19 protein-coding genes are annotated in these 21,739 nt (G+C 62.7%); 5 read left to right on the forward strand and 14 right to left on the reverse strand.

Translation table 11 applies throughout. The annotated features are described in order from the left end of the window. Positions 1-10: 10 nt before the first annotated feature. From proB to rplU, 4 genes are all read right to left on the reverse strand, one after another. Positions 11-1,138: a glutamate 5-kinase gene (proB, locus tag G533_RS0116395; protein WP_027950903.1), complete on the reverse strand. Its 1,128-nt coding sequence runs from the start codon at positions 1,136-1,138 to the stop codon at positions 11-13. Beyond that, positions 1,138-2,319: an Obg family GTPase CgtA gene (gene cgtA / locus G533_RS0116400; RefSeq protein ID WP_027950904.1), complete on the reverse strand. Its 1,182-nt coding sequence runs from the start codon at positions 2,317-2,319 to the stop codon at positions 1,138-1,140. The genes proB and cgtA overlap by 1 nt, the downstream gene beginning before the upstream one ends. Positions 2,320-2,440: 121 nt before the next feature. Next, positions 2,441-2,698: a 50S ribosomal protein L27 gene (gene rpmA / locus G533_RS0116405; protein WP_027950905.1), complete on the reverse strand. Its 258-nt coding sequence runs from the start codon at positions 2,696-2,698 to the stop codon at positions 2,441-2,443. A 15-nt stretch (positions 2,699-2,713) separates the two neighbouring features. Then, a complete protein-coding gene (gene rplU / locus G533_RS0116410) occupies positions 2,714-3,022 on the reverse strand; it encodes a 50S ribosomal protein L21 (protein WP_027950906.1) in 309 nt (102 codons plus the stop codon). Positions 3,023-3,277: 255 nt separating this feature from the next. On the opposite strand from rplU, the gene G533_RS0116415 reads away from it, so the two are divergent. After that, complete coding sequence (locus tag G533_RS0116415) at positions 3,278-4,240, forward strand: polyprenyl synthetase family protein (RefSeq protein WP_027950907.1); 963 nt, start codon at positions 3,278-3,280, stop codon at positions 4,238-4,240. 68 nt (positions 4,241-4,308) lie between these two features. Continuing rightward, positions 4,309-5,973 carry a glucose-6-phosphate isomerase gene (gene pgi / locus G533_RS0116420; RefSeq protein WP_027950908.1) on the forward strand — a complete coding sequence of 555 codons (1,665 nt, stop codon included), beginning with the start codon at positions 4,309-4,311 and terminating at the stop codon, positions 5,971-5,973. Here the strand turns inward: pgi and G533_RS0116425 are convergent. Genes G533_RS0116425 through G533_RS22420 form a run of 3 tightly spaced genes read right to left on the reverse strand, consistent with a single transcriptional unit; the run spans position 5,970 to position 9,607 of the window. Then, positions 5,970-7,319: a phosphohexomutase domain-containing protein gene (locus tag G533_RS0116425; RefSeq protein ID WP_027950909.1), complete on the reverse strand. Its 1,350-nt coding sequence runs from the start codon at positions 7,317-7,319 to the stop codon at positions 5,970-5,972. The genes pgi and G533_RS0116425 overlap by 4 nt on opposite strands. Before the next feature lie 15 nt (positions 7,320-7,334). Beyond that, positions 7,335-8,162 (reverse strand): UTP--glucose-1-phosphate uridylyltransferase GalU, encoded by an 828-nt coding sequence (gene galU / locus G533_RS0116430; protein ID WP_027950910.1) that lies wholly within the window; start codon positions 8,160-8,162, stop codon positions 7,335-7,337. Next, complete coding sequence (locus tag G533_RS22420) at positions 8,162-9,607, reverse strand: mannose-1-phosphate guanylyltransferase/mannose-6-phosphate isomerase (RefSeq protein ID WP_051230514.1); 1,446 nt, start codon at positions 9,605-9,607, stop codon at positions 8,162-8,164. The genes galU and G533_RS22420 overlap by 1 nt, the downstream gene beginning before the upstream one ends. Positions 9,608-10,538: 931 nt before the next feature. Between G533_RS22420 and fabA the strand changes: the two genes are divergently transcribed. Next, complete coding sequence (gene fabA, locus G533_RS0116440; protein WP_027950911.1) at positions 10,539-11,054, forward strand: 3-hydroxyacyl-[acyl-carrier-protein] dehydratase FabA; 516 nt, start codon at positions 10,539-10,541, stop codon at positions 11,052-11,054. A 4-nt stretch (positions 11,055-11,058) separates the two neighbouring features. After that, positions 11,059-12,285, forward strand: a complete 1,227-nt coding sequence (fabB, locus tag G533_RS0116445) for a beta-ketoacyl-ACP synthase I (protein WP_027950912.1) — start codon at positions 11,059-11,061, stop codon at positions 12,283-12,285. Between the two features lie 14 nt (positions 12,286-12,299). On the opposite strand, the gene G533_RS0116450 is transcribed toward fabB, so the two are convergent. The 5 genes from G533_RS0116450 to G533_RS22430 form a co-directional block, all read right to left on the reverse strand. After that, positions 12,300-13,502, reverse strand: coding sequence for a molybdopterin molybdotransferase MoeA (locus G533_RS0116450; protein ID WP_027950913.1), 1,203 nt, complete (start codon positions 13,500-13,502; stop codon positions 12,300-12,302). Further along, entirely contained in the window at positions 13,499-14,029 is a 531-nt protein-coding gene (moaB, locus tag G533_RS0116455) for a molybdenum cofactor biosynthesis protein B (RefSeq protein WP_035528616.1), read from the reverse strand. Before moaB ends, G533_RS0116450 begins: the two co-directional genes overlap by 4 nt. A gap of 4 nt (positions 14,030-14,033) precedes the next feature. Beyond that, positions 14,034-14,921 (reverse strand): sugar nucleotide-binding protein, encoded by an 888-nt coding sequence (locus G533_RS22425; protein WP_051230516.1) that lies wholly within the window; start codon positions 14,919-14,921, stop codon positions 14,034-14,036. 48 nt (positions 14,922-14,969) lie between these two features. Beyond that, positions 14,970-15,473: a single-stranded DNA-binding protein gene (gene ssb / locus G533_RS0116465; RefSeq protein WP_027950915.1), complete on the reverse strand. Its 504-nt coding sequence runs from the start codon at positions 15,471-15,473 to the stop codon at positions 14,970-14,972. A gap of 151 nt (positions 15,474-15,624) precedes the next feature. After that, positions 15,625-16,818 carry an MFS transporter gene (locus G533_RS22430; RefSeq protein ID WP_084639063.1) on the reverse strand — a complete coding sequence of 398 codons (1,194 nt, stop codon included), beginning with the start codon at positions 16,816-16,818 and terminating at the stop codon, positions 15,625-15,627. Between the two features lie 181 nt (positions 16,819-16,999). On the opposite strand from G533_RS22430, the gene uvrA reads away from it, so the two are divergent. After that, positions 17,000-19,885: an excinuclease ABC subunit UvrA gene (gene uvrA, locus G533_RS0116475; protein ID WP_027950916.1), complete on the forward strand. Its 2,886-nt coding sequence runs from the start codon at positions 17,000-17,002 to the stop codon at positions 19,883-19,885. A gap of 373 nt (positions 19,886-20,258) precedes the next feature. Here the strand turns inward: uvrA and rplQ are convergent, their stop codons facing one another. Beyond that, the gene (rplQ, locus tag G533_RS0116480) at positions 20,259-20,648 is read right to left on the reverse strand and encodes a 50S ribosomal protein L17 (protein ID WP_027950917.1); all 390 of its coding nucleotides are present in this window, start codon (positions 20,646-20,648) and stop codon (positions 20,259-20,261) included. Between the two features lie 58 nt (positions 20,649-20,706). Further along, complete coding sequence (locus tag G533_RS0116485) at positions 20,707-21,711, reverse strand: DNA-directed RNA polymerase subunit alpha (RefSeq protein WP_027950918.1); 1,005 nt, start codon at positions 21,709-21,711, stop codon at positions 20,707-20,709. Between the last annotated feature and the right edge of the window lie 28 nt (positions 21,712-21,739).

Genomic DNA, 21,739 nt, shown 5'->3' on the forward strand with positions numbered 1-21,739 from the left:
CCGCCGTGCGCTAGCACAACACCAGATTGTCGCGGTGAATCAGTTCCTCATCACCCTGGTAACCCAGCAACGGTGCTATTTCCAGCGAGGGCCTGCCCATGATTCGACGCGCTTCAGCGGCACTGTAGTTCACCAGGCCACGTGCCACCTCGCGCCCCTCCGGGTCGACACAGAGCACCATGTCACCGCGCTCAAACTCACCGGTCACCGCACACACGCCCACCGGCAACAGGCTGCGTCCCGACTCCCGGAGCACGCGCACCGCACCGGCGTCGAGCTCCAGGCTACCCGGAATACGCACCATGCCTGCCAGCCACTGTTTGCGCGCATTTTCCGGTTGCCGGCCCGTGCGCAACCAGGTGCCCAGGGCACTGCCGCTGGCCACCTGGGCCACAACATCCGGGTGACGACCACTGGCAATCACCGTCTCGGTGCCGGAGCGGGCCGCCAGTCGCGCCGCCCGCAGCTTGGTAATCATGCCACCCCGGCCAAGTGCACCGCCCTCTCCCGCCATCCGATCCAGTGCCGTATCGTGCACCTCCCGGCTGTCCACCAGCACCGCAAACGGGTTCAGGCGGGGATCCTCTTCATACAGCCCCTGCTGATCGGTGAGCAGCAGCAGCGCATCAGCATCAATGAGGTTGGCCACCAGCGCCGCCAGGGTATCGTTGTCACCGAAACGGATCTCGTCGGTCACCACCGTGTCATTTTCATTGATGACCGGCACCACCCCGAGGCGCAATAGCGTCGTCAGGGTGCTTCGCGCATTGAGGTAACGGTCACGGGCAGTGATGTCGTCATGCCCCAGCAACACCTGGGCAGAAACGATGTCGTAACCGCGAAATGCGGTTTCGTAGCTCTGGATCAGGGCGGACTGGCCGACCGCAGCCGCGGCCTGCAACTCGTGCAGGCGCGTGGGGCGACGCGGCCAACCCAGCCTGACCAGGCCAGCGGCCACAGCGCCGCTGGACACCAGCACAACCTCGGCGCCATCGGCGCGCAAGGTTGCAATCTGCGCCACCAGGCTGCCGATCATTGCCGCGTCCAGGCCGCGCCCGTCATTGGTCAACAGCGCACTGCCCACCTTGATAACCCAGCGTCGGCTGGCGGCAATGGTTTCGCGTTGCGGCTCACTCATCAGTGTACATATTCCACTTCAACATCGTCGCTATCGTCATCGCTGGCATCGTCCTCCGGCCGCCGACGGTGCCGGGCACGCAGGGCCTCGATACGATCGCGGGCTTCCTGCTGCATGCGCGCTTGCTGCTCCGCCTCTGCCTGGGCGACATCCGGGTCGGCAAGTTCAAGTGCCTTCTGCTCCTCCAGCGAAACCATCAAATCCTGGCACAGGCGCCTGGTGCCTTCGGCGCTGATAGCGGCGGTTTCGTAGACAGGCCCCTCCCAGGCCAGCGCTTCGAGCAGGGCCGCGCGCCGCGGCGCCAGCTCGCCCTCGGGCACCAGGTCGACCTTGTTCAGAATCAGCCAGCGCTGGCGCCCGGCCAGTGTCGGGCTGAAACGCTCCAGCTCGCGCACGATGGCGAGCGCCGCATCGGCCGGCTCACTGCCGTCGACCGGAGCCATGTCGACCAGATGCAGGAGGATGCGGTTGCGCGTGAGGTGTTTGAGGAAGCGGATGCCGAGGCCGGCGCCATCGGAGGCGCCCTCAATCAGGCCCGGGATATCGGCCACGACGAAACTGCGATGAGCATCGACCTTGACCACCCCCAGATTCGGCACCAACGTAGTGAAGGGATAATCGGCGACCTTCGGCCGCGCCGCCGACACCGCCCTGATCAGGGTCGACTTGCCCGCATTTGGCAGCCCCAGCAGGCCGACATCCGCCAGCACTTTCAATTCAAGCTTCAGCGCGCGCTGTTCGCCTTCCGTTCCCGGGCTGGTTTGTCGCGGCGCCCGGTTGGTGCTGGATTTGTAGCGCGCGTTACCGAGGCCGTGCCAACCGCCCTGGGCCACAATAAGCCGGTCACCATGGGCCGCCAGGTCGCCGAGCACCTCGGCGCTGTCCTCATCAATGATCGTGGTGCCCACGGGTACCCGAAGAATGAGGTCCTCGCCGCTCTTGCCGGTACAGTTGCGGCTGCGGCCGGACTCGCCATTCTCGGCGCGATAACTGCGCACAAAACGGTAGTCGACCATGGTGTTGAGGTTTTCGTCGGCTTCCAGGATGACACTACCGCCATCGCCGCCATCGCCGCCATCCGGGCCGCCCCGCGGAATATACTTCTCCCTGCGGAAGCTCAGGCAGCCGTTGCCACCGTTGCCCGCAAACACCTTGATGCTTGCTTCATCTACAAATTTCATGGTTCAGCCGTTGCGCCCCTCGGCGGGGTCGCGTTCGCCACTGCGAACATCAGTCACTCAAAAAAAAAAGCCCCGTCAGTTGACGAGGCTTTCTATCTATCCGGCCAGGTTGACCGCCCGATCAGGCGCTCACCACCTGCACGTATTTCCGGTTATTGGGGCCCCGGGTCACAAATTCCACTTTGCCTTCTGCCGTTGCAAAAAGCGTGTGGTCACGGCCGCAACGCACATTGGCGCCGGGGTGGAAACGAGTGCCGCGCTGGCGGATCAGGATGTTGCCTGCCTGCACCAGCTGGCCGCCAAAACGCTTGACGCCAAGGCGTTTACTTTCGGAATCGCGACCGTTACGAGTACTGCCGCCTGCTTTCTTGTGTGCCATAGTCGCTAGCCTCCGTTACGCCGTGATAGCGGTGATTTTAACTTCGGTGAACCACTGGCGATGGCCAGTTTCTCTCCGGTAGTGCTTGCGGCGGTTAAATTTCACAATCTTAACCTTCTTGTGACGACCGTGGCTTACCACTTCAGCGGTCACCTTGCCTCCCGCTACCAGCGGAGTGCCGATCTTGACCTGGTCGCCGCCGACCATCAGCACGCGGTCGAACTCAACCGTCTCGCCTGTGGCCACTTCGATCTTTTCCAGCTTCAGGGTCTCCCCCTCCACCACGCGATGCTGCTTGCCACCGCTCTCAATAACTGCGTACATTGCCGTCTCCGTTCAGTTAGCCTGCTCGCGGTGTAAAAAACCCTTGCAAATCAAGGGGGCAGAGCCAGGCACTAACAGTGCTCATGATTCCGGGGCATGCGTTTCAGGCGCATCTCTCCCGGAGGGCGCGAATTTTACTCAACTCGCCCAATGTGGGCAAGGTTTATTTACAGGCGCCGCACCCGGCCCCAGCCGCGCTTGACACCCCACCCCGACCACCCTAGCATGCGCGAGCATTTTCAACGCCCTCACATTATGCAGCAGATCCGCGCCAGCGTTGCCCGCGAGTTCGATCAGGTCAACCACCTGATAATCCAGCAGCTCGAGTCCAACGTGCCTCTGGTCGAGAATGTCGGCCACTATATTGTGGACGCCGGCGGCAAACGCATGCGGCCCCTGCTCGCACTGCTGACCGCCAGGGCCCTGGGAACCTGCGCCAGCGCCCACATCACTTTTGCCGCTGTCATCGAGTTTATTCACACGGCAACCTTGCTCCACGACGATGTGGTCGACGTGTCACAGCTGCGCCGCGGCCGCCCGACGGCCAACTCCGCCTTTGGCAATGCATCCAGCGTGCTGGTCGGCGACTTTCTCTACACGCGCGCCTTCCAGCTCATGGTACAGCTCGATAACCTCGATATTCTGCGCCACATGGCTGATACCACCAACACCATCGCCGAGGGCGAGGTGCTGCAGCTGACCCGGGCGGGCAACGCGGACACCACCGAGCAGGACTACATCGACATCATCACCCGCAAGACCGCCGTGCTGTTTGCCGCCGCCTGCTACGGCGCCTCAGTATTGAGCGGTAGCGACCGGGCCCAGGCAGAGCGGCTGTCCAGTTTCGGTCTGCACCTCGGGCTGGCGTTCCAGATGATCGATGACATGCTCGACTACGCGGGTGATGCCGCGACCATGGGCAAGAATGTCGGCGACGACCTGCGCGAAGGCAAAGTGACGCTGCCGTTGATTCACATCCTGCGCACCGGCAACGCAGACGAACAGGCACTGGTGAGACGCGCCATTACCGAGCGCTCCGCGGAGGAAATGGAAGCCATCAGTGCCGCGGTAGAACGCTGCGCCGCCATGGAGCATACGCGCATGCGGGCACGCGAACACCACGACCTGGCGGTGGCGGCTCTGGCCGGGCTGCCCCCGGGTCCGGCGCTGGACGCCCTGCAGCAGCTTACACGCCTGTCCATAGAGCGCGACCACTGACGCCACGCGCGAATTGCAGGCCGCGATAGCGCTGCCTATACTGGCCACCTATCCCGGCGGCGCGCACCATGGCACACACTCTGCATCTTTCGGATCTTCCCTCCTGGCATGAACTACAGGCGCTCGCCGAACCGCTGCGCGGCACCGCCGTCAGTGCACTGTTCAACCGCGAGGTCCAGCGTGCCGCGGATTTCACCGCCAGCGCCGCGGGCCTCACACTGGACTACTCACGCCACCTGCTCTGCCGGGATAGCCGCGGCGCGTTACTGCGCCTGGCCGAACAGGCGCAACTCCCCCACCACGCCCGGCAGCTGCTCGCTGGCGCGCCCCTGAACAACACGGAAGCCCGCCCTGCACTGCACACTCTGTTGCGTGCGCGCAGCGCGCCGTCCGGCCTGGAGGCCGAGTTCAGCCGCGTCGAGGATACCCGCCACCGCATGCGTCTGTGGTGTGAACGCATTACGACGGGGGAGCTCACCGGCTATTCCGGCCAGGCCATTCGTCATGTGGTGAACATCGGCATCGGCGGCTCAGACCTCGGGCCGCGGCTGGTGACGGCGGCACTGGCGAACTGGCAGGGTCCGGTGCAATGCCACTATGTCGCCAATGTGGACCCTGCAGACCTGCAGGGCACACTGCGCGGTCTCGACCCCGCGTCCACGCTCTTCATTCTGTGCTCGAAATCGTTTCAGACTCAGGAGACGCTCGCCAACGGCGAAGCGGCCCAGCGCTGGCTGCGCGCGGCGGGTGCCAGCGACGGGGACTGGTCACGGCATTTCCTGGCCATCACCAGCGACCTCGAAGCCGCCGCGGCCTTCGGCATTCCAGCGGACAACTGCCTGCCCCTGTGGGACTGGGTCGGCGGGCGCTTCTCCCTGTGGTCAGCCATTGGACTCAGCATTGCGGTCGCCATTGGCTGGGAGGCTTTCAGCGCCCTGCTTGCCGGTGCCGAAGCCATGGACCGGCACTTTCTCGAGGCCGACAGCGCGCACAACCTGCCTATGCTGATGAGCCTGCTTGAGGTGTGGTACTGCAACTTTTTCCAGGCAGCAAACCATGTGGTACTGCCCTATGACCAGGGCCTGGAAAGGTTGCCCGATTATCTGCAGCAGCTCACCATGGAAAGCAACGGCAAGCGGGTCAGCCGCGATGGGGAAACCCTGGCGTACGACACGGCCCCGGTGCTCTGGGGTGCTGCCGGAACCATGGGACAACACTCGTTCTACCAATTACTGCACCAGGGTACACGCCTGTGCCCGGCCGACATCATTCTGCCGCTGACTACCGCCACCGGTGAAGCCGCGCAACATCGCCTGCTGGTCGCCAATGGCCTCGCGCAGAGCCGGGCCCTGATGGTTGGGCGCAGCACGGAGGATGCAGTCGCCAGCCTGTTAGAGCGCGGCGTGGAGGAAGCCGAGGCACGGCGCCTGGCGCCACACCTGGTGATTCCCGGGAGTCGACCGCACAGTGTCATTACGCTGGACGCCCTCACGCCACACACCCTCGGGGCGCTGCTGGCATTGTACGAACACCGTACATTTTGCAGCAGCCGGCTGTGGGGGGTGAATGCTTTTGACCAATGGGGGGTGGAACTGGGCAAGAGCATCGGCCACAGCATTCTCAAGCGTCTCGACGACCCCGGGGCCGACAAGACCCTGGACCCGGCCACGGAGCGCCTGCTCGCAGAATGGTTCCGGGCACAACGGTCTACCGACGCCCCAGCGGCGACCTAAGCGTCGATCAGGGCCAGCAGCTCGGCTGTTTGCGCCGTCATCAGCGCGGCATCACCGCGGCTTTCCACATTCAGGCGCACCACAGGTTCGGTATTCGACAGGCGCAGATTAAAGCGCCAGTCCGCAAAGGCCATGGACAGCCCGTCAACCGATGATTCCGCCACGGCTTGAGGCCGGTAGCGTGCCGCAACTCTGGCCAGCACCGCAGCCGGGTCCGGTACACTGCGATTGATCTCGCCGCTGCAGGGAAAAGCCGCCATGCATTCGGCTACCAGCGCCGACAGCGGCATCCCGCGTCGGCCCAGCTGGGCCGCAACCAGCAGCCAGGGAATCATGCCACTGTCGCAATAGGCGAAGTCGCGAAAATAGTGGTGAGCACTCATTTCACCACCATAGGCCGCGTTTTCGGCCCGCATCCGCTCCTTGATGAACGCATGGCCGGTTTTGCTTTCTACCGCGCGTCCACCGAGTTGCTCCACGCGGTCGATGGTGTTCCACACCAGCCGCGGGTCGTGGATGATCGCCGACCCCGGGTGCTGCTCCAGCGCCATTTCCGCCAGCAGACCCACCAGATAATAGCCCTCGACAAACTCACCACGCTCGTCAAAGAAGAAACAGCGGTCGAAATCGCCGTCCCAGGCCAATCCCAGATCGGCATTGTGAGAGAGCACCGCCTCGCTGGTGACCGCACGGTTTTCCTCCAGCAACGGATTGGGCACCCCGTTGGGAAAGTGTCCGTCCGGCTCGTGATGCAGGCGGATAAATTCGAACGGCAGGTGCGCTGCCAGCAGATCCACCACGCGCCCTGCACCGCCGTTACCGGCATCGACCACGATGCGCAGAGGCGGCAGTGACGCCACATCCACATAGGAAAGCAAATGCTCGATGTAGGCTTCAGAGGTATCCAGCGGCAGGTAGCGACCGTGCGATCCTGCGCGCGTAAACGCGTTGGCCTCCGCCAGGGCTTGTATATCCGCAAGGCCACTGTCGCCGGAAATGGGCCGCGACTCCTCGCGCACAAACTTCATGCCATTGAAATCTTTCGGGTTGTGGCTGGCTGTTACCACAATGCCTCCATCCATTTCGGCGTGACTGGTCGCGAAATAGATTTCCTCAGTGCCGCACATGCCGATGTCATACACATCCACACCCTGCTCCCGCAGGCCGTCCGCCAGGGCTGCCTTGATCGCTTCACTGGTCAGGCGGATATCGTGACCGACAACCACCTTCTGCGGTTTAACTACCTCTGCATAGGCACGACCTATGCGCCGCGCAATATCCTCATTCAACTGGTCGGGAACGCGTCCACGGACATCGTAGGCCTTGAAACAGTCGAGCTTCTGCATGCTGCCAACCCCCACCTACTGCTGTGAATAAAGATGTTCGTAAACGAAATTGGTGGCCTCGACAAACCCCGGCACACTGCCGCAGTCAAAGCGGCGACCCGAGAACTTGTAGGCCATGACACAGCCCTGCCGCGCCTGTGTCTGTAATGCATCGGTGAGCTGCACCTCGCCGTTGGCCCCGGGCGGGGTTTCGCGCAGGATATCGAAAATGTCCGGCGTCAGGATGTAGCGACCAATGATCGCAAGATTCGAAGGTGCCGAGGCGGCATCAGGTTTCTCCACCATCTTATCCACGCGGAAAATTCCGTCTTTCAGGCTTTCACCGGCAATCACCCCGTACTTGTGTACTTCCTCCATCGGCACTTCCTGAATGGCGACGATGGAACAGCGAAACTGACGATAGAGCTCGGCCATCTGGCTAAGCACACCCGGGCCGTCATTGATGCAGAGATCGTCGGATAACACCACACCAAACGGCTCACTGCCAATCAGCGCTTCGCCGGTCAGAATGGCGTGGCCCAGCCCCTTCATTTCGCGCTGGCGCACCATGGTGAACACACCCTTGTCGAGCACATTGCGAATGCTCTCCAGATACACCTCCTTGCCGGTGCCGGAGATCTGGTGTTCCAGTTCAAAGCTGATGTCGAAGTGATCGGCGATGCTGCGCTTGCCCCGGCCAGTGACCATCGCACAGGTCGTCATGCCTGCGGCAATGGCCTCTTCCACACCGTATTGCACCAGCGGCTTGTTGACGATGGGCAGCATTTCCTTCGGCATGCTCTTGGTCGCCGGCAGGAAGCGGGTGCCATAACCGGCCACGGGGAACAGGCATTTCTTGATCATCAACGACTCTCCTTGTTTACCTTGTTTGCCTGACTGGCCTGCTCGCGGCCGTAGACATCTTCAAACCGAACAATATCATCCTCACCCAGATACGTCCCGGACTGCACTTCAATCAGCTCCAGGGGAATGCGGCCGGGGTTCGCCAGGCGGTGCTTGCGACCGAGCGGGATATAGGTGGATTCGTCTTCACCGAGCATGAACACCTTCTCTTCACAGGTCACCTCCGCCGTCCCATGCACCACAATCCAATGCTCTGCGCGGTGGTGGTGCATTTGCAGCGACAGGGTCTGTCCCGGGTTAACGATGATGCGCTTCACCTGAAAACGGTCGGCGGTAACCAGCGTTTCGTAAGACCCCCAGGGGCGATAGACGCGCGAGTGCAACGATGCCTCGGGCCGCGACTCGGCTTTCAGGCGACTGACAATACGCTTGACGTCCTGCACCTGGTCGCGATCCGCCACCAGTACGGCATCCGCCGTTTCCACCACCACCAGATTATCCACCCCAACTGCAGCCAGCAGACGGGATTCACTACGAAAATAGCTATTTTGACAGTTGTCGAGCATGACATCGCCCTGGCTGACATTACCCTGCACATCGCGCGCCGCGACTTCCCACAGTGCCGACCAGGCGCCGACATCGCTCCAGCCACAGTCCAGGGCGATGACGCCACCTTCGCGCGTGTGTTCCATCACGGCATAGTCGATACTGTCTGCGGGGCAGGCCGCAAAGGCTTCCGCCTCGGGGCGAATGAAATCCATGTCTCGCGTTGCCTCCTGCATCGCACGACGACAGCTTGCCAGCATCGCAGGCTGGAACTCCGCCAGCTGCGCCAGGTAGGTTTCCGCCCGCAGCAGAAACATGCCGCTATTCCAGAGATAACTGCCACTTTCCAGGTAGGCCTGAGCCGTCGCGCTGTCCGGTTTCTCGACAAATGCCTCCAGTGCATAGAGGTCTTCATCCAGAGCGGCTCCACAGCGAATATAACCGTAACCTGTCTCGGGCGTGTGCGGCACCACGCCAAAGGTCATCAGCCGGCCGGCGCGCGCCAGCGGCAGCGCCCTGGCGACTGCTACGGAAAAAGCCTCTACCTGCTGGATAAGATGATCAGCGGGCAACACCAGCAACACGGCCTCGGGGTCACGAGCCTGCTCATGCAGCGCCGCCAGCGCCACCGCCGGAGCCGTGTTTCGCCCCTGTGGCTCAAGAATCAAGGCACCCGCCTTGATCCCGACCTGGCGCAGCTGCTCCGCCACCATGAAACGATGCTCTTCGTTGCAGACCACTACCGGGGCATTGGCTTCCAGTGAACCTGTGCGCTTGAGGGTTTGCTGGAGCATGGTGAGCTCGCCGGCCAGGGGCAGAAACTGCTTCGGGTGAAGCTCCCTGGACACGGGCCACAGGCGGCTTCCGACGCCACCGGAGAGGAGAACGGGTGTCAACATGGTAGGTCCTGTTGCGTTGGGCGAGATTGGCCGCAGGCAGCCGATGCTCGCTGGAGTCCTCTATCTTACTTGAAGGACAAAGTGGGAGGCCAGCGGCTGGCGGGGTTCTGGTGGGTTCTGGAGGTTGGCGGCCCGTTGGGCCGCTGCGTCGCTCCGGAGCACGGGAGTCATTTTGCTCCACTGCGGGCGCATGCGGCGCGCGGTCCTTTGGGTGTTTTTGCGCTGCCGTCTGGCGACGTGCTGGTTGGGGGGATTGGGCATTTGCCAAGGCTGTTGAGCGCTTGGGAGGCGTTTGCGTACTAGCAGGGCTGGAGGTTGGCGGGGTCTAAGGTGGGGTTGTGTTCGCGCCGACGCCCTCCGAGTCCGCAAAAAGACTCCCGCACACCGGATCAACGCGGGTGGAAACCTCGGCTATGAAGCCCCACTCAATACGAAGCACCGCTCCATTCGTCAACGTACCCGCGTTGATTTGTGCGGTGGGTTGTTTCCTGCGGACTTGGAGGGCGTCGGTGCGCCCCCACAACTCTCTTAAACGCACCCCACCCTCAGCGCTGCTAGTGCGTAAAGGCCACCCGAGAAACACCGCCGCCATGACAAGTGACCAAATAACTTCATCAATCGACCGCCAGACGGTAGCGCAAGATCACCCAAAGGACCGCGCGCCGCATGCGCCCGGAATGGAGCAGGAAATAACGCACCGTGCAAAGCGACGCAGCGGCCCAACGGGCCGCCCGCCCACTCAATCCTTAAGGAAACACCCCACAGCCTACATACCTGACCAACCCCCAAATCCCTGCGCACGCCAGCGCTGGACTTGTGCCCTGCAGGGTTTAGAATGACGCCCTGACACACATGCCCTGCTGGAACATTACACGACGGAGATCAGGGCTGACCGCCCCCCCCCAGCCTCCAGGGCCCGACTGGACACACTATGACCGCACAAAGCGCATTCACGAAAGAGGAACTGGTAGCCTGCGGGCACGGTCACCTCTTCGGCCCCGGCAATGCCCAGTTGCCCACCGACAACATGCTGATGCTGGACCGCATCACACATGTGAGCTCTGAAGGCGGACGTTTCGGCAAGGGCGAAATCATCGCCGAGCTGGATATCCATCCGGACCTGTGGTTTTTCCAGTGCCACTTTCCGGGCGACCCGGTGATGCCCGGCTGCCTGGGGCTGGACGCCATGTGGCAACTGGTCGGCTTTTTCCTCGGCTGGCGAGGCAATCCGGGGCGCGGCCGCGCGCTGGGTTCCGGGGACGTGAAGTTCACCGGTCAGGTGGTACCCAGTGCAAAGAAAGTGGGCTATCACATCCACATGAAACGCGTTATCGAGCGCAAACTCATCATGGGCATCGCCGACGGCGTGGTCTCTGTGGATGGCCGCGATATCTACACAGCAAACGATCTGCGTGTCGGGCTGTTCACCTCAACGGAGTCTTTTTAATCCCATGAGCAGACGGGTAGTCATTACAGGGCTCGGTATCGTGTCCTGTCTGGGTAACGATGCCAAAACAGTCACCGACGCGCTGCGTGCAGGGCGCTCTGGCATCAAAATTCGCCAGGAGCAGATCGACATCGGTATGCGCTCACACGTCGCCGGGGCGCCGGAGATTACCGTGGCGGATCACATCGATCGCAAGCAACTGCGTTTCATGGGAGATGCCGCGGCCTACGCGTATATTTCCATGCAGCAGGCCATTGCCGACTCCGGGCTCACGGAAAAGGATGTCTCAAACGTACGCACCGGCATCATCGCCGGATCCGGCGGTGCGTCTTCCGCCAGTCAGACCGAAGCGGCGGATATTCTGCGGGAAAAAGGACTGCGTCGCGTTGGCCCCTATCGTGTCACCCAAACCATGGGCAGTACTGTCTCGGCCTGCCTCGCGACGCCTTTCCACATCAAGGGTGTGAATTACTCGATATCCTCGGCCTGCTCCACCAGCGCACACTGCATCGGCAATGCCATGGAGCAGATTCAGCTCAACAAGCAGGACGTTGTATTTGCCGGCGGCGGTGAGGAACTGCACTGGACGCTGAGCAGCCTGTTCGATGCCATGGGTGCGCTGTCCACCAAATACAACGACACGCCGGAGCGGGCTTCCCGCGCCTACGATGCCAACCGCGATGGCTTTGTTATTGCCGGTGGCGGCGGCATGCTGGTGCTCGAGGAACTGGAGCACGCCCTCGCCAGGGGTGCACACATCTATGCCGAGCTGGTGGGTTACGGTGCAACGTCTGATGGCCACGACATGGTGGCGCCGTCCGGTGAAGGTGCTGTGCGCTGCATGCAGCAGGCGCTTGCCACGGTCACGGGCCCTATCGACTACATCAATGCACACGGCACCAGCACACCCGCTGGCGACATTCAGGAGCTGAAGGCGGTGCGTGAAGCCTACCGCGATCGCGACCACATTCCTGTTGTCGGCTCCACCAAGTCGCTGTCCGGACACTCGCTGGGCGCCGCGGGCGTGCAGGAGGCGATCTACTCACTGCTGATGCAACAAGCCGGCTTCATCGCGGCCTCGGCCAACATCGAAACACTGGACCCGGAAGCGGAAGGGCTGCCAATCGCCATCCAGCGCCACGACAATGTCGATCTGCAGCGCGTCATGTCCAACAGTTTCGGTTTTGGCGGCACCAACGCCTCGCTGGTCTTCCAGAAGTTCACGGGCTGAGTGCCCGCGGGCGCTCAGTTCAGGGAATCCAGCAGGGCCACGTCCAGCCAGTCACCTTCGGCAACCGTCGTCGCCGCCGGTATGCGCGCCAGGGCATTGCTATAACACACGGAACTCAGTACACCGGAGCTCTGGTTGGCAAAGGGCACCACGCGCATGCCGCTCTCGCCTGAACTCAGGGTCACACGCAGATACTCTTCCCGCCGGTCGGCCTTGTCGCGGGTAAACCCGGCCCGGGCGCGCAGCCACAGCGGTTCCACATCATCGACGCCCTGAAAGCGCAGGAGAAACGGCCGGGCGAGCAGGCAGAAGGTAACAAAGCTCGACGTCGGGTTGCCCGGCAGCCCCAGAAGGGGCACACCACCCACTTCCCCAAAAGCCAGCGGTTTTCCGGGCTTGATCGCCAGGCGCCAGAGCGCGAGTGAACCCAGGCGTTCGACCTGACTGCGCACGTGGTCCTCATCACCCACCGAGACCCCGCCAGTGCTGAGCACGCAGTCGGCGCTGCCCGCAGCCTGCAACAGGGCATCCGCGGTTGCGGCGGGCGTGTCGGCAACGCGCCCGCAGTCGACGACTTCCATACCCAGGCTCCGCAGCAGCGCGGCGAGCATAAAACGGTTGCTGTTATAGATCTGCCCGGGCTGCAGGGGCCCGCTACCGGGTTCAACCAGCTCATCACCCGTGGCAAGCAGGGCCACGCGCAGGGCACGGCGCACCCTTACCTGCCCCACGCCTATGGATGCCAGCAGACCCAGATCCTCCGGGCGCAGGCGCCGGCCACGGGCCAACAGGCAGGCGCCTGTGACAATATCCTGGCCGCGAAGCCGGATATTGTCGCCTGCGCGCACCTCACCCCGTACTTCAAGCGCCCCATTCACCTCGGTGCACTGCTCTTGCATGACCACGGTATCCGCACCCGGCGGCACCGGTGCGCCGGTGAAGATGCGCGCTGCAGTTCCCGGCAGCAGGAGCCGTGGTGCCTGCCCCGCCGCAATGCGCTGACTCACGGGCAGCGGTCCGGGCATGTCGACGGCACGCAGTGCATAACCGTCCATGGCACTGTTGTCTTCCGGCGGCACCGCGATATCGGCGACGACGTCGGCGGCCAGCACCGCACCACAGGCGCCATGCAGTGGGCGCAATTCGCTGTGCGGGGGTGGCGGGGCCTTGGACAACAGGGTGTCCAGTGCCTCTGCAACCGGGACTAAAGGGGTCACGAGCCGGAGCGCGCCCGCAGCACACCGACGAAATTACAGGGTCGGTGCTCGCTGTCGAGCTGGTCACGGATAATGCCCGTCCACGCGGTGCGGCAGGCCCCGGTTGAGCCCGGCATGCAGAAGATAACGGTGTTGTTGGCCAGCCCCGCCAGCGCGCGCGACTGCACTGTGGAGGAGCCGATTTCCACCAGGGACAACGCACGGAACACCTCGCCAAACCCCTCAATCGATTTATCGAACAACGGCGCGACCGCCTCGGGAGTGGAGTCCCGCCCGGAGAAGCCGGTACCGCCCGTGACCAGCACAGCCTGTACCGCGGGATCGGCTATCCAGATCGAGAGTAGCGCCCTTATCTGGTAAATATCGTCCGGCACGATTCGGTGATCAAAGCAGCTGTGACCGGCCGCCTCCAGAGACTGCCGCAGGTACTGACCGGAGGTGTCGTTTTCCGGCGTGCGGCTGTCGGACACGGTCAGCACGGCGATAGACAGAGGCACCGGTGTGTCGCTCGCGGGGGATTCTGACATCGGTTCAGAGTTCCTTGCTTGCCTGCTGTTGCTGGCGTTGGTAGAAGTACTGGCGCACTGTGTCGGCAACAAAACTGCGCCAGGATACCTGTTTGATGGCAAAGGCGCTGCGAATGGCGCTGCATTGCAGCGAGCGGTTGAGCGCGCGGCCGGGGCCTTCAAGCAACTGCAACTGCACGCCGTCGGGGGAAAACCGCGAAAACTGGGAAGCGGAAGCCAGCAGCGCCTCGGCGAACTCATAGCAGTTGGTGGCGTCGGTGCTGCAGTAGTGATAGGTACCCCACGCCTCTGCACCTACGCCGAACTGGTCCAGCATGCCGGCCACGACCCGGGCGGCGTCCAGCGACTCCACGGGGCAGCCCCTGAGCTGGTTGTCCAGCAGCAGGCTTCCCCCCGCAATCAACTGCTCAAGCATGTGCGAGAGCACATTGATGCCCGCGGCCGAGAACACCGGCCCCAGGCGGAGCACCACATGCCGCTCACAGGTCTCGCGCGTGCGCTGCTCTGCGGAGGCCAGCAAACGAGCAACGGTTTCCGGGTTGTCGGGAGGGTCCTGCTCACGGTACCCGCGCTCCGCATCGCCGGCAAAAACGCGGGCAGAGGACACCAGGAAATAAGCGGCGCCACTGCGTTGGCACGCCTTGGCGAGCCAATGGCTGCGCTCCACATCCAGCTCGTTGATCAGTTCGCCACTGTCGATAGCGCCCTGCAAACGGGCATCGACCACGATGTCCGCCCGCGCGCGGCGCACTACCTTCTTGGCGTGGCGTTCGCTCTTCCAGCGGGACACCGAGCTGGAAACGCTCTCCAGCTCGTGCCGCCCCCAGCGCTTCAGATGATCAGCCAGCGCCAGACCGAGAGAGCCGTCCGACCCTATCAGCAGGACACGCACGAGTTGCCCCCTACCACGTCGGCACGCAGCGCTTGCCCGCTGGCGGGCCTAGAACGGGATATCGTCGTCAAAGTCGGCAAAATCACCGGGCGGGGGATTGCTCGGCGGCGCGGCGCGGGGCGCCCCGGAAGGCGCCGGCGCCTGTTGCGGTGCCGCGCTCTGGTTGTACTCATCACGCCCGTAATTGTCACCGCCCATCTGGCCGCCGCCCGTGCGGCTGTCGAGCATCTGCATTTCATTGGCGACGATTTCCGTGGTGTAGCGGTCCTGGCCATCCTGACCCTGCCACTTGCGTGTGCGCAACGAGCCCTCAACGTACACCTTGGAGCCCTTTTTCAAATACTCGCCAGCGATCTCGGCCAGACGATTGAAAAAGACAATGCGGTGCCACTCGGTACGTTCCTGTGGCTGGCCTGTTTGCTTGTCTTTCCAGCTCTCAGACGTTGCCAGATTGACGTTGGTGACCGCGCCACCTGAAGGCATGTAGCGCACTTCCGGATCTGCGCCCAGGTTACCGACCAGTATGACTTTGTTGACGCCCCGTGAAGCCATGGTCACTCCTCTTTCGTGGACGATTGGCGATAGGAAAGTAAGTCAGGGACTATAGCAATCCGCCTGTGCAATTGCGACAGCACATCACACCAAAACCCATCAGTTGAGCCCACACCAGGCGGCGGGCACACCCCCGATGGAGTTACGCCCGTCAGGGGGCCGCTTCAGGCAGGCCGGCATGTCCCGGCCGGGGCGCAGGCAGGGCGACGAGCATCCACACGGCCACCACCACCAGGCAGAGCTCCGTGATACCCACGATGCCATAGTGCTGCAGTACCCAGCCGCCGGCCACGCCGCCGGCGAATATACCCAGGAACTGCGCGGTGGAGAAAATACCCAGCGCAGTGCCCTTGGCCTCCGGCGCCACCGCCTTGCTTACCATGGAGGGCAGCACCGCCTCCATATAATTGAAGCCTACGAAGAACAGCCATAATGCCATGCAGAACAGCCAGGGACTTGTCGCCAGGCCGAGCAGCGCGAGCGCCACCATCAACACCGCGATGGCTATCAGGAACACCAGATGGTGTCGCCCTCCGCGCTCTGCGAGCCGCATCAGGGGCAGGATTCCCAGCACCGATAGCAGGACAGCTGGCAGGTAGACCTGCCAATGATCCTCCCGAGCAACGCCGACGACCGACTCCAGCGCACCGGGCACAATCTGGAAGCTCGCCATCAGCACAAAGTGCAGGGCAAAAATACCCACATCAAGGCGCAGCAGCGCGCGGTTGCGCAGGCTCGTCCGCAGCAGACGTGGCCGCGCGCCGACTTCAGCATGGGCGATCCCGCTGCGGGGCGGGTCGGGGACTTGCCACAGCACCACCACAATGCCCACCAGAGCCAGCGCGGCGGTGACGCCGAACACTGCTTCCAGGCCGCCAAACCCGGCGAGCAGTGGGCCCAGCACCAACGCCAGCGCAAACGCCAGCCCGATGCTGGCGCCCACCACGGCCATGGCCTTGGTGCGCTGCTCTTGCGACGTGAGGTCCGCCACCAGCGCCATGACACTACTGGCAATGGCACCGGCGCCCTGCAGCGCACGGCCGAGAATGATGCCCTGAATACTGTCGGCCATGGCCGCCACCACACTACCGGCGGCAAATACCAGCAGGCCACCCACAATCACGGGCTTGCGACCAATGCGGTCAGACAACCAGCCGAAGGGGATCTGCAGGCAGGCCTGCGTCAGCCCGTAAGCGCCCAGTGCCACGCCGATCAGCGCCGGCGTAGACCCGGCAACGTCCACGGCATACAACGCGAGCAAGGGCAGCACCATGAACAGGCCGAGCATGCGCACGTTATACAGCAGGGCCAGCGCCGCCACGGAACGCCGCTCAACGGCCGACATAGGGTTCTTGGTAATCACAACAGGGCAGGCACTATGCAAAAGTGCGGTATGGTAACAGCTTCCCCTTCCCCGTGGCATCCACCCGGCGGGCAACTGCGTAACAGCCCTGTATACTTTTGCCTCGACGCAACAACACCACCTATACTGTCGGGTTCGACCGACAGCCCCTGACCGGAGACACATGGACACTATTCACGTCCGCGGTGCGCGCACCCACAACCTGAAGAACATCGACCTCGATATCCCGCGCGACAAGCTGGTAGTGATCACCGGCCTCTCGGGTTCGGGCAAGTCATCGCTGGCTTTCGACACGCTGTACGCCGAGGGGCAACGTCGCTACGTGGAGTCCCTGTCCACCTATGCGCGACAGTTTCTATCGATGATGGAAAAACCCGATATGGACCATATCGAAGGTCTTTCTCCGGCCATTTCCATCGAGCAGAAGTCCACCTCACACAACCCCCGCTCTACCGTGGGCACCATTACCGAGATCTATGACTATTTGCGCCTGCTCTATGCGCGGGTCGGCGAGCCACGCTGCCCCGAGCACGGCGAAAGCCTGCAGGCGCAGACAGTGAGCCAGATGGTGGATTCGGTACTGGCCATGCCGGAGGGCAGCAAGCTGATGTTGCTGGCGCCGGTGGTGCGTGCGCGCAAGGGCGAACACCTGCATGTTTTCGAGGAACTGCGCGCCGCCGGCTTCGTGCGCGCCCGCGTCGATGGCATCATCACCGAGCTCGACGACCTTCCCGACCTCGACAAGAAGCGCAAGCACGATATCGAGGTTGTGGTGGATCGATTCAAGGTACGCGCCGACCTCAGCCTGCGTCTCGCGGAATCGTTCGAAACAGCCCTGGGACTGACCGATGGCCTGGCCACGATCAGCCCGATGGAAGGCGGCGGTGAGGACATCATGTTTTCAGCGCGTTTTGCCTGCCCCGTGTGCGGTCACAGTATTGACGAGCTGGAGCCCCGACTGTTCTCGTTCAACAACCCCGCCGGCGCCTGTTCCAGCTGCGACGGCCTGGGAGTGAAGCAGTATTTCGATGCGGCGCGGGTCGTACTGCACCCGGAGGCCAGCCTGGCAGAAGGGGCCATTCGCGGCTGGGACCGGCGCAATGTCTATTACTTCCACATGCTGACCAGCCTGGCTAACCACTACGGCTTCTCCATCGACACCCCGTTCATGAAACTCAAGAAGGCGCAACAGCAAGCCATCCTCCACGGCAGTGGCGAGGAAGAGGTCAGTTTCTCCTACATGAACGACCGCGGGGACGTATACAAGCGCAAGCACCCCTTCGAGGGTATATTGCCCAATATGGAGCGACGCTACCGCGACACTGAGTCACAGTCGGTGCGCGAAGAGCTGTTCAAGTTCATGTCCACTCAGCCCTGCCCGGACTGTGGTGGCACGCGCCTGTGCCAGGATGCCCGCCACGTATTTGTGGATGATCGCAACCTGCCAAGCATCGCCGAGATGCCGGTTGGCGAGGCAGAGCTGTATTTCGGCGGCCTTGAGCTGCCGGGGCGCAAGGGTGAAATCGCCAGCAAGATTCTCAAGGAGTTGCGCGCACGCTACCGCTTCCTGGTGGATGTGGGCCTCAACTACCTCACACTCAGCCGCAGCGCAGAAACACTCTCCGGCGGCGAGGCACAGCGCATCCGTCTGGCCTCGCAGATTGGGGCCGGGCTGGTCGGCGTTATGTACATTCTGGATGAGCCCTCAATCGGGCTGCACCAGCGCGACAACGAGCGATTGCTGGGTACCCTTACGCACCTGCGCGATCTCGGCAATACGGTACTGGTGGTGGAACACGACGAGGATGCCATTCGCAGCGCCGATCACATTATCGACATCGGGCCGGGCGCCGGGGTGCACGGTGGGCGCATTGTCGCCCAGGGCAAGCTTGCCGATATCGTCGCCAATGAGGACTCGCTGACGGGCGCGTACCTGTCGGGCAAGCGCGAGATCGCCGTACCGGCGGCCCGCACAGCGGTTGACCCGAAGAAAATGCTGAAACTGTCGGGGGCCAGGGGCAACAATCTGCAGAACGTCACGCTGGAGCTGCCCCTGGGCCTGTTGACCTGCGTTACCGGCGTGTCCGGCTCGGGTAAATCAACCCTGGTCAACAATACGCTGTACCCGCTGGCGGCAACCGAGCTCAACGGCGCGACAACCCTCACACCGGCCCCTTATACCGCGATCGCCGGGATGCAGCACATCGACAAGTGTATCGACATCGACCAGAGCCCGATTGGTCGCACACCCCGCTCCAACCCCGCCACCTACACTGGCATCTTCACGCCGGTACGTGAGCTGTTCTCGGGCACGCAGGAGGCTCGCTCGCGTGGCTACAAACCGGGACGTTTCAGCTTCAATGTGAAGGGTGGACGCTGCGAGGCCTGTCAGGGCGATGGTGTCACCAAGGTGGAGATGCACTTCCTGCCGGATATCTATGTGCCCTGTGATGTGTGTAAGGGCAAGCGCTACAACCGCGAAACGCTGGAGGTGCGCTACAAGGGCAGGAACATCCACGAGGTGCTGGAGATGACAGTGGAAGACGCGCTGACGTTCTTCGAGCCGGTGCCGAGCATCGCGCGCAAGCTGCAGACGCTGATGGATGTGGGGTTATCCTATATCCGCTTGGGGCAGGCGGCTACGACCCTGTCCGGGGGTGAGGCGCAGCGGGTGAAGCTGTCGCGGGAGCTGTCCAAGCGCGATACCGGGAAAACGCTGTACATCCTCGATGAGCCCACAACCGGGCTGCATTTCGAGGACATCCGCCAGCTGCTGGAGGTGCTGCACCGTCTGCGTGATCACGGCAATACGGTGGTGATTATCGAGCACAACCTGGATGTGATCAAAACGGCAGACTGGCTGGTGGACCTGGGACCGGAGGGCGGCTCGGGGGGCGGTCAGATTATCGCGACGGGTACGCCGGAAGAGGTTGCGGAAGCTCCCGGCTCCTATACCGGGATGTTCCTCAAACCGCTGTTGACGCATGCAGCTGGCGGGCGCAGCAAGAAGGGGGCTGTGCGAAAGGGGAAGAAGAAGGCGGCTGCCTAGGCTGCTGCGGCCCGATGGTGCGGGCGCCGCGTAGCGGCACCCCAGGCACTAGGCACTGAGGACACGCCGTGAACCCGTTCATGGGGGACCGGCAGTCTCCGAGGCAGCGCCCCATAGCGTCGCCCCGGCCACCGCGGACACGCCGTGAACCCATCCATGGGGGCTCGGCGACGGCCGTCCTGGCCGTCGACGGTCCGCTGTGGCCGGGGCGACGCTATGGGGCTTGTCGTCTTGGGGTGGTTGGCTGTGACGACTGGAACTGGGCTCGTAAGTGCGTAAACTTGGGCAGTGGTAGGAGCGAGTTTATGCCATTATCGCGCCGAATTACGGGCACAAAAAAGCCGGGCATTGCCCGGCTTTTTAATAAGAGACTTTATGCCTCTTCGCTTGCCACGTCATCCGAAGCGGGGCGATCAACCAGCTCGACGTAGGCCATGGGGGCCTTGTCTCCGGCGCGGTAGCCACACTTCATGATGCGAATGTAACCGCCCGGGCGCGCCTGGTAGCGCGGTCCGAGTTCGGCAAACAGTTTGCCCACTGCGGCTTTGTCGCGCATGCGATCAAAGGCGAGGCGGCGATTCGCCACGCTGTCGCTCTTGGCCAGGGTGATCAGCGGCTCAGCGTAGCTGCGCAGCTCTTTCGCCTTGGGCAAGGTGGTTTTGATCAACTCGTGCTCTACCAGAGACACGGTCATGTTCCGGAACATGGCCTTGCGGTGGGAGGCATTCCGGTTCAACTGACGTCCGCTATGACGGTGACGCATTTTTCCTTTCCTATACTCTCTGTGCTATCTCAGCACTGCCAACTGGTAACTCGTGTGTTTAGATGCTCAACACCCGGTCGTCGTTTCGGAGGCTGGCCGGTGGCCAGTTGTCCAGGCGCATACCCAGCGACAAGCCGCGAGACGCCAGTACATCCTTGATTTCTGTCAGAGACTTCTTGCCCAGGTTCGGGGTTTTCAGCAGCTCCACTTCGGTGCGCTGAACGAGGTCGCCGATGTAGTAAATATTCTCTGCCTTCAGGCAGTTGGCCGAACGTACGGTCAGTTCGAGGTCGTCGACCGGGCGCAGCAGGATCGGGTCGACTTCGTCTTCCTCGATCACGGACTCGCTCTGGCTTTCGCTTTCGAGGTCAACGAACACCGCGAGCTGTTGCTGCAGGATTGTTGCCGCGCGGCGAATGGCTTCCTCTGGATCGATGGTGCCGTTGGTCTCGAGGTCCAGTACAAGTTTGTCGAGGTCGGTGCGCTGCTCTACGCGCGCTGCCTCTACAACGTAGGCTACGCGGTTGATCGGCGAAAACGTCGCGTCGAGGTGCAGGCGGCCAATGGCGCGTGTTTCCTCTTCGGGGTTTTCCCGGGAATCAGCCGGTGAGTAGCCGCGGCCGCGAGCTACAGTCAGCTTCATGCTGATGTCTGAGCTGCCGTTGAGGTGACAAATCACGTGATCGGGGTTGCGGATCTCGATGTCGTGATCAACCTGAATGTCACCCGCCGTCACCACACCCGGGCCTTTACGGCTCAGGGTCAGCTCGGCTTCTTCCTTGCCGTTCATGACCAGGGCTACACCCTTGAGGTTCAACAGGATTTCGATGACATCTTCCTGCACGCCCTCGATTGCGCTGTACTCATGCTCAACACCATCGATTTCCACTTCGGTGATGGCGCAGCCGGGCATGGAAGACAGCAGTATGCGACGCAGGGCGTTGCCGAGCGTGTGGCCAAAGCCCCGCTCCAGCGGCTCCAGGGTGACCTGCGCGCGAGTGCTCGTCTTCTCTTCGACGTTGATGACCCGCGGAGTCAAAAATTCGTTTACTGCTGTCTGCATTCTGGCACCTGTATGAGTAGGTTAGTCC

The sequence above is a fragment of the Haliea salexigens DSM 19537 genome (assembly GCF_000423125.1).
Taxonomy (GTDB): Bacteria; Pseudomonadota; Gammaproteobacteria; order Pseudomonadales; family Halieaceae; genus Haliea; species Haliea salexigens.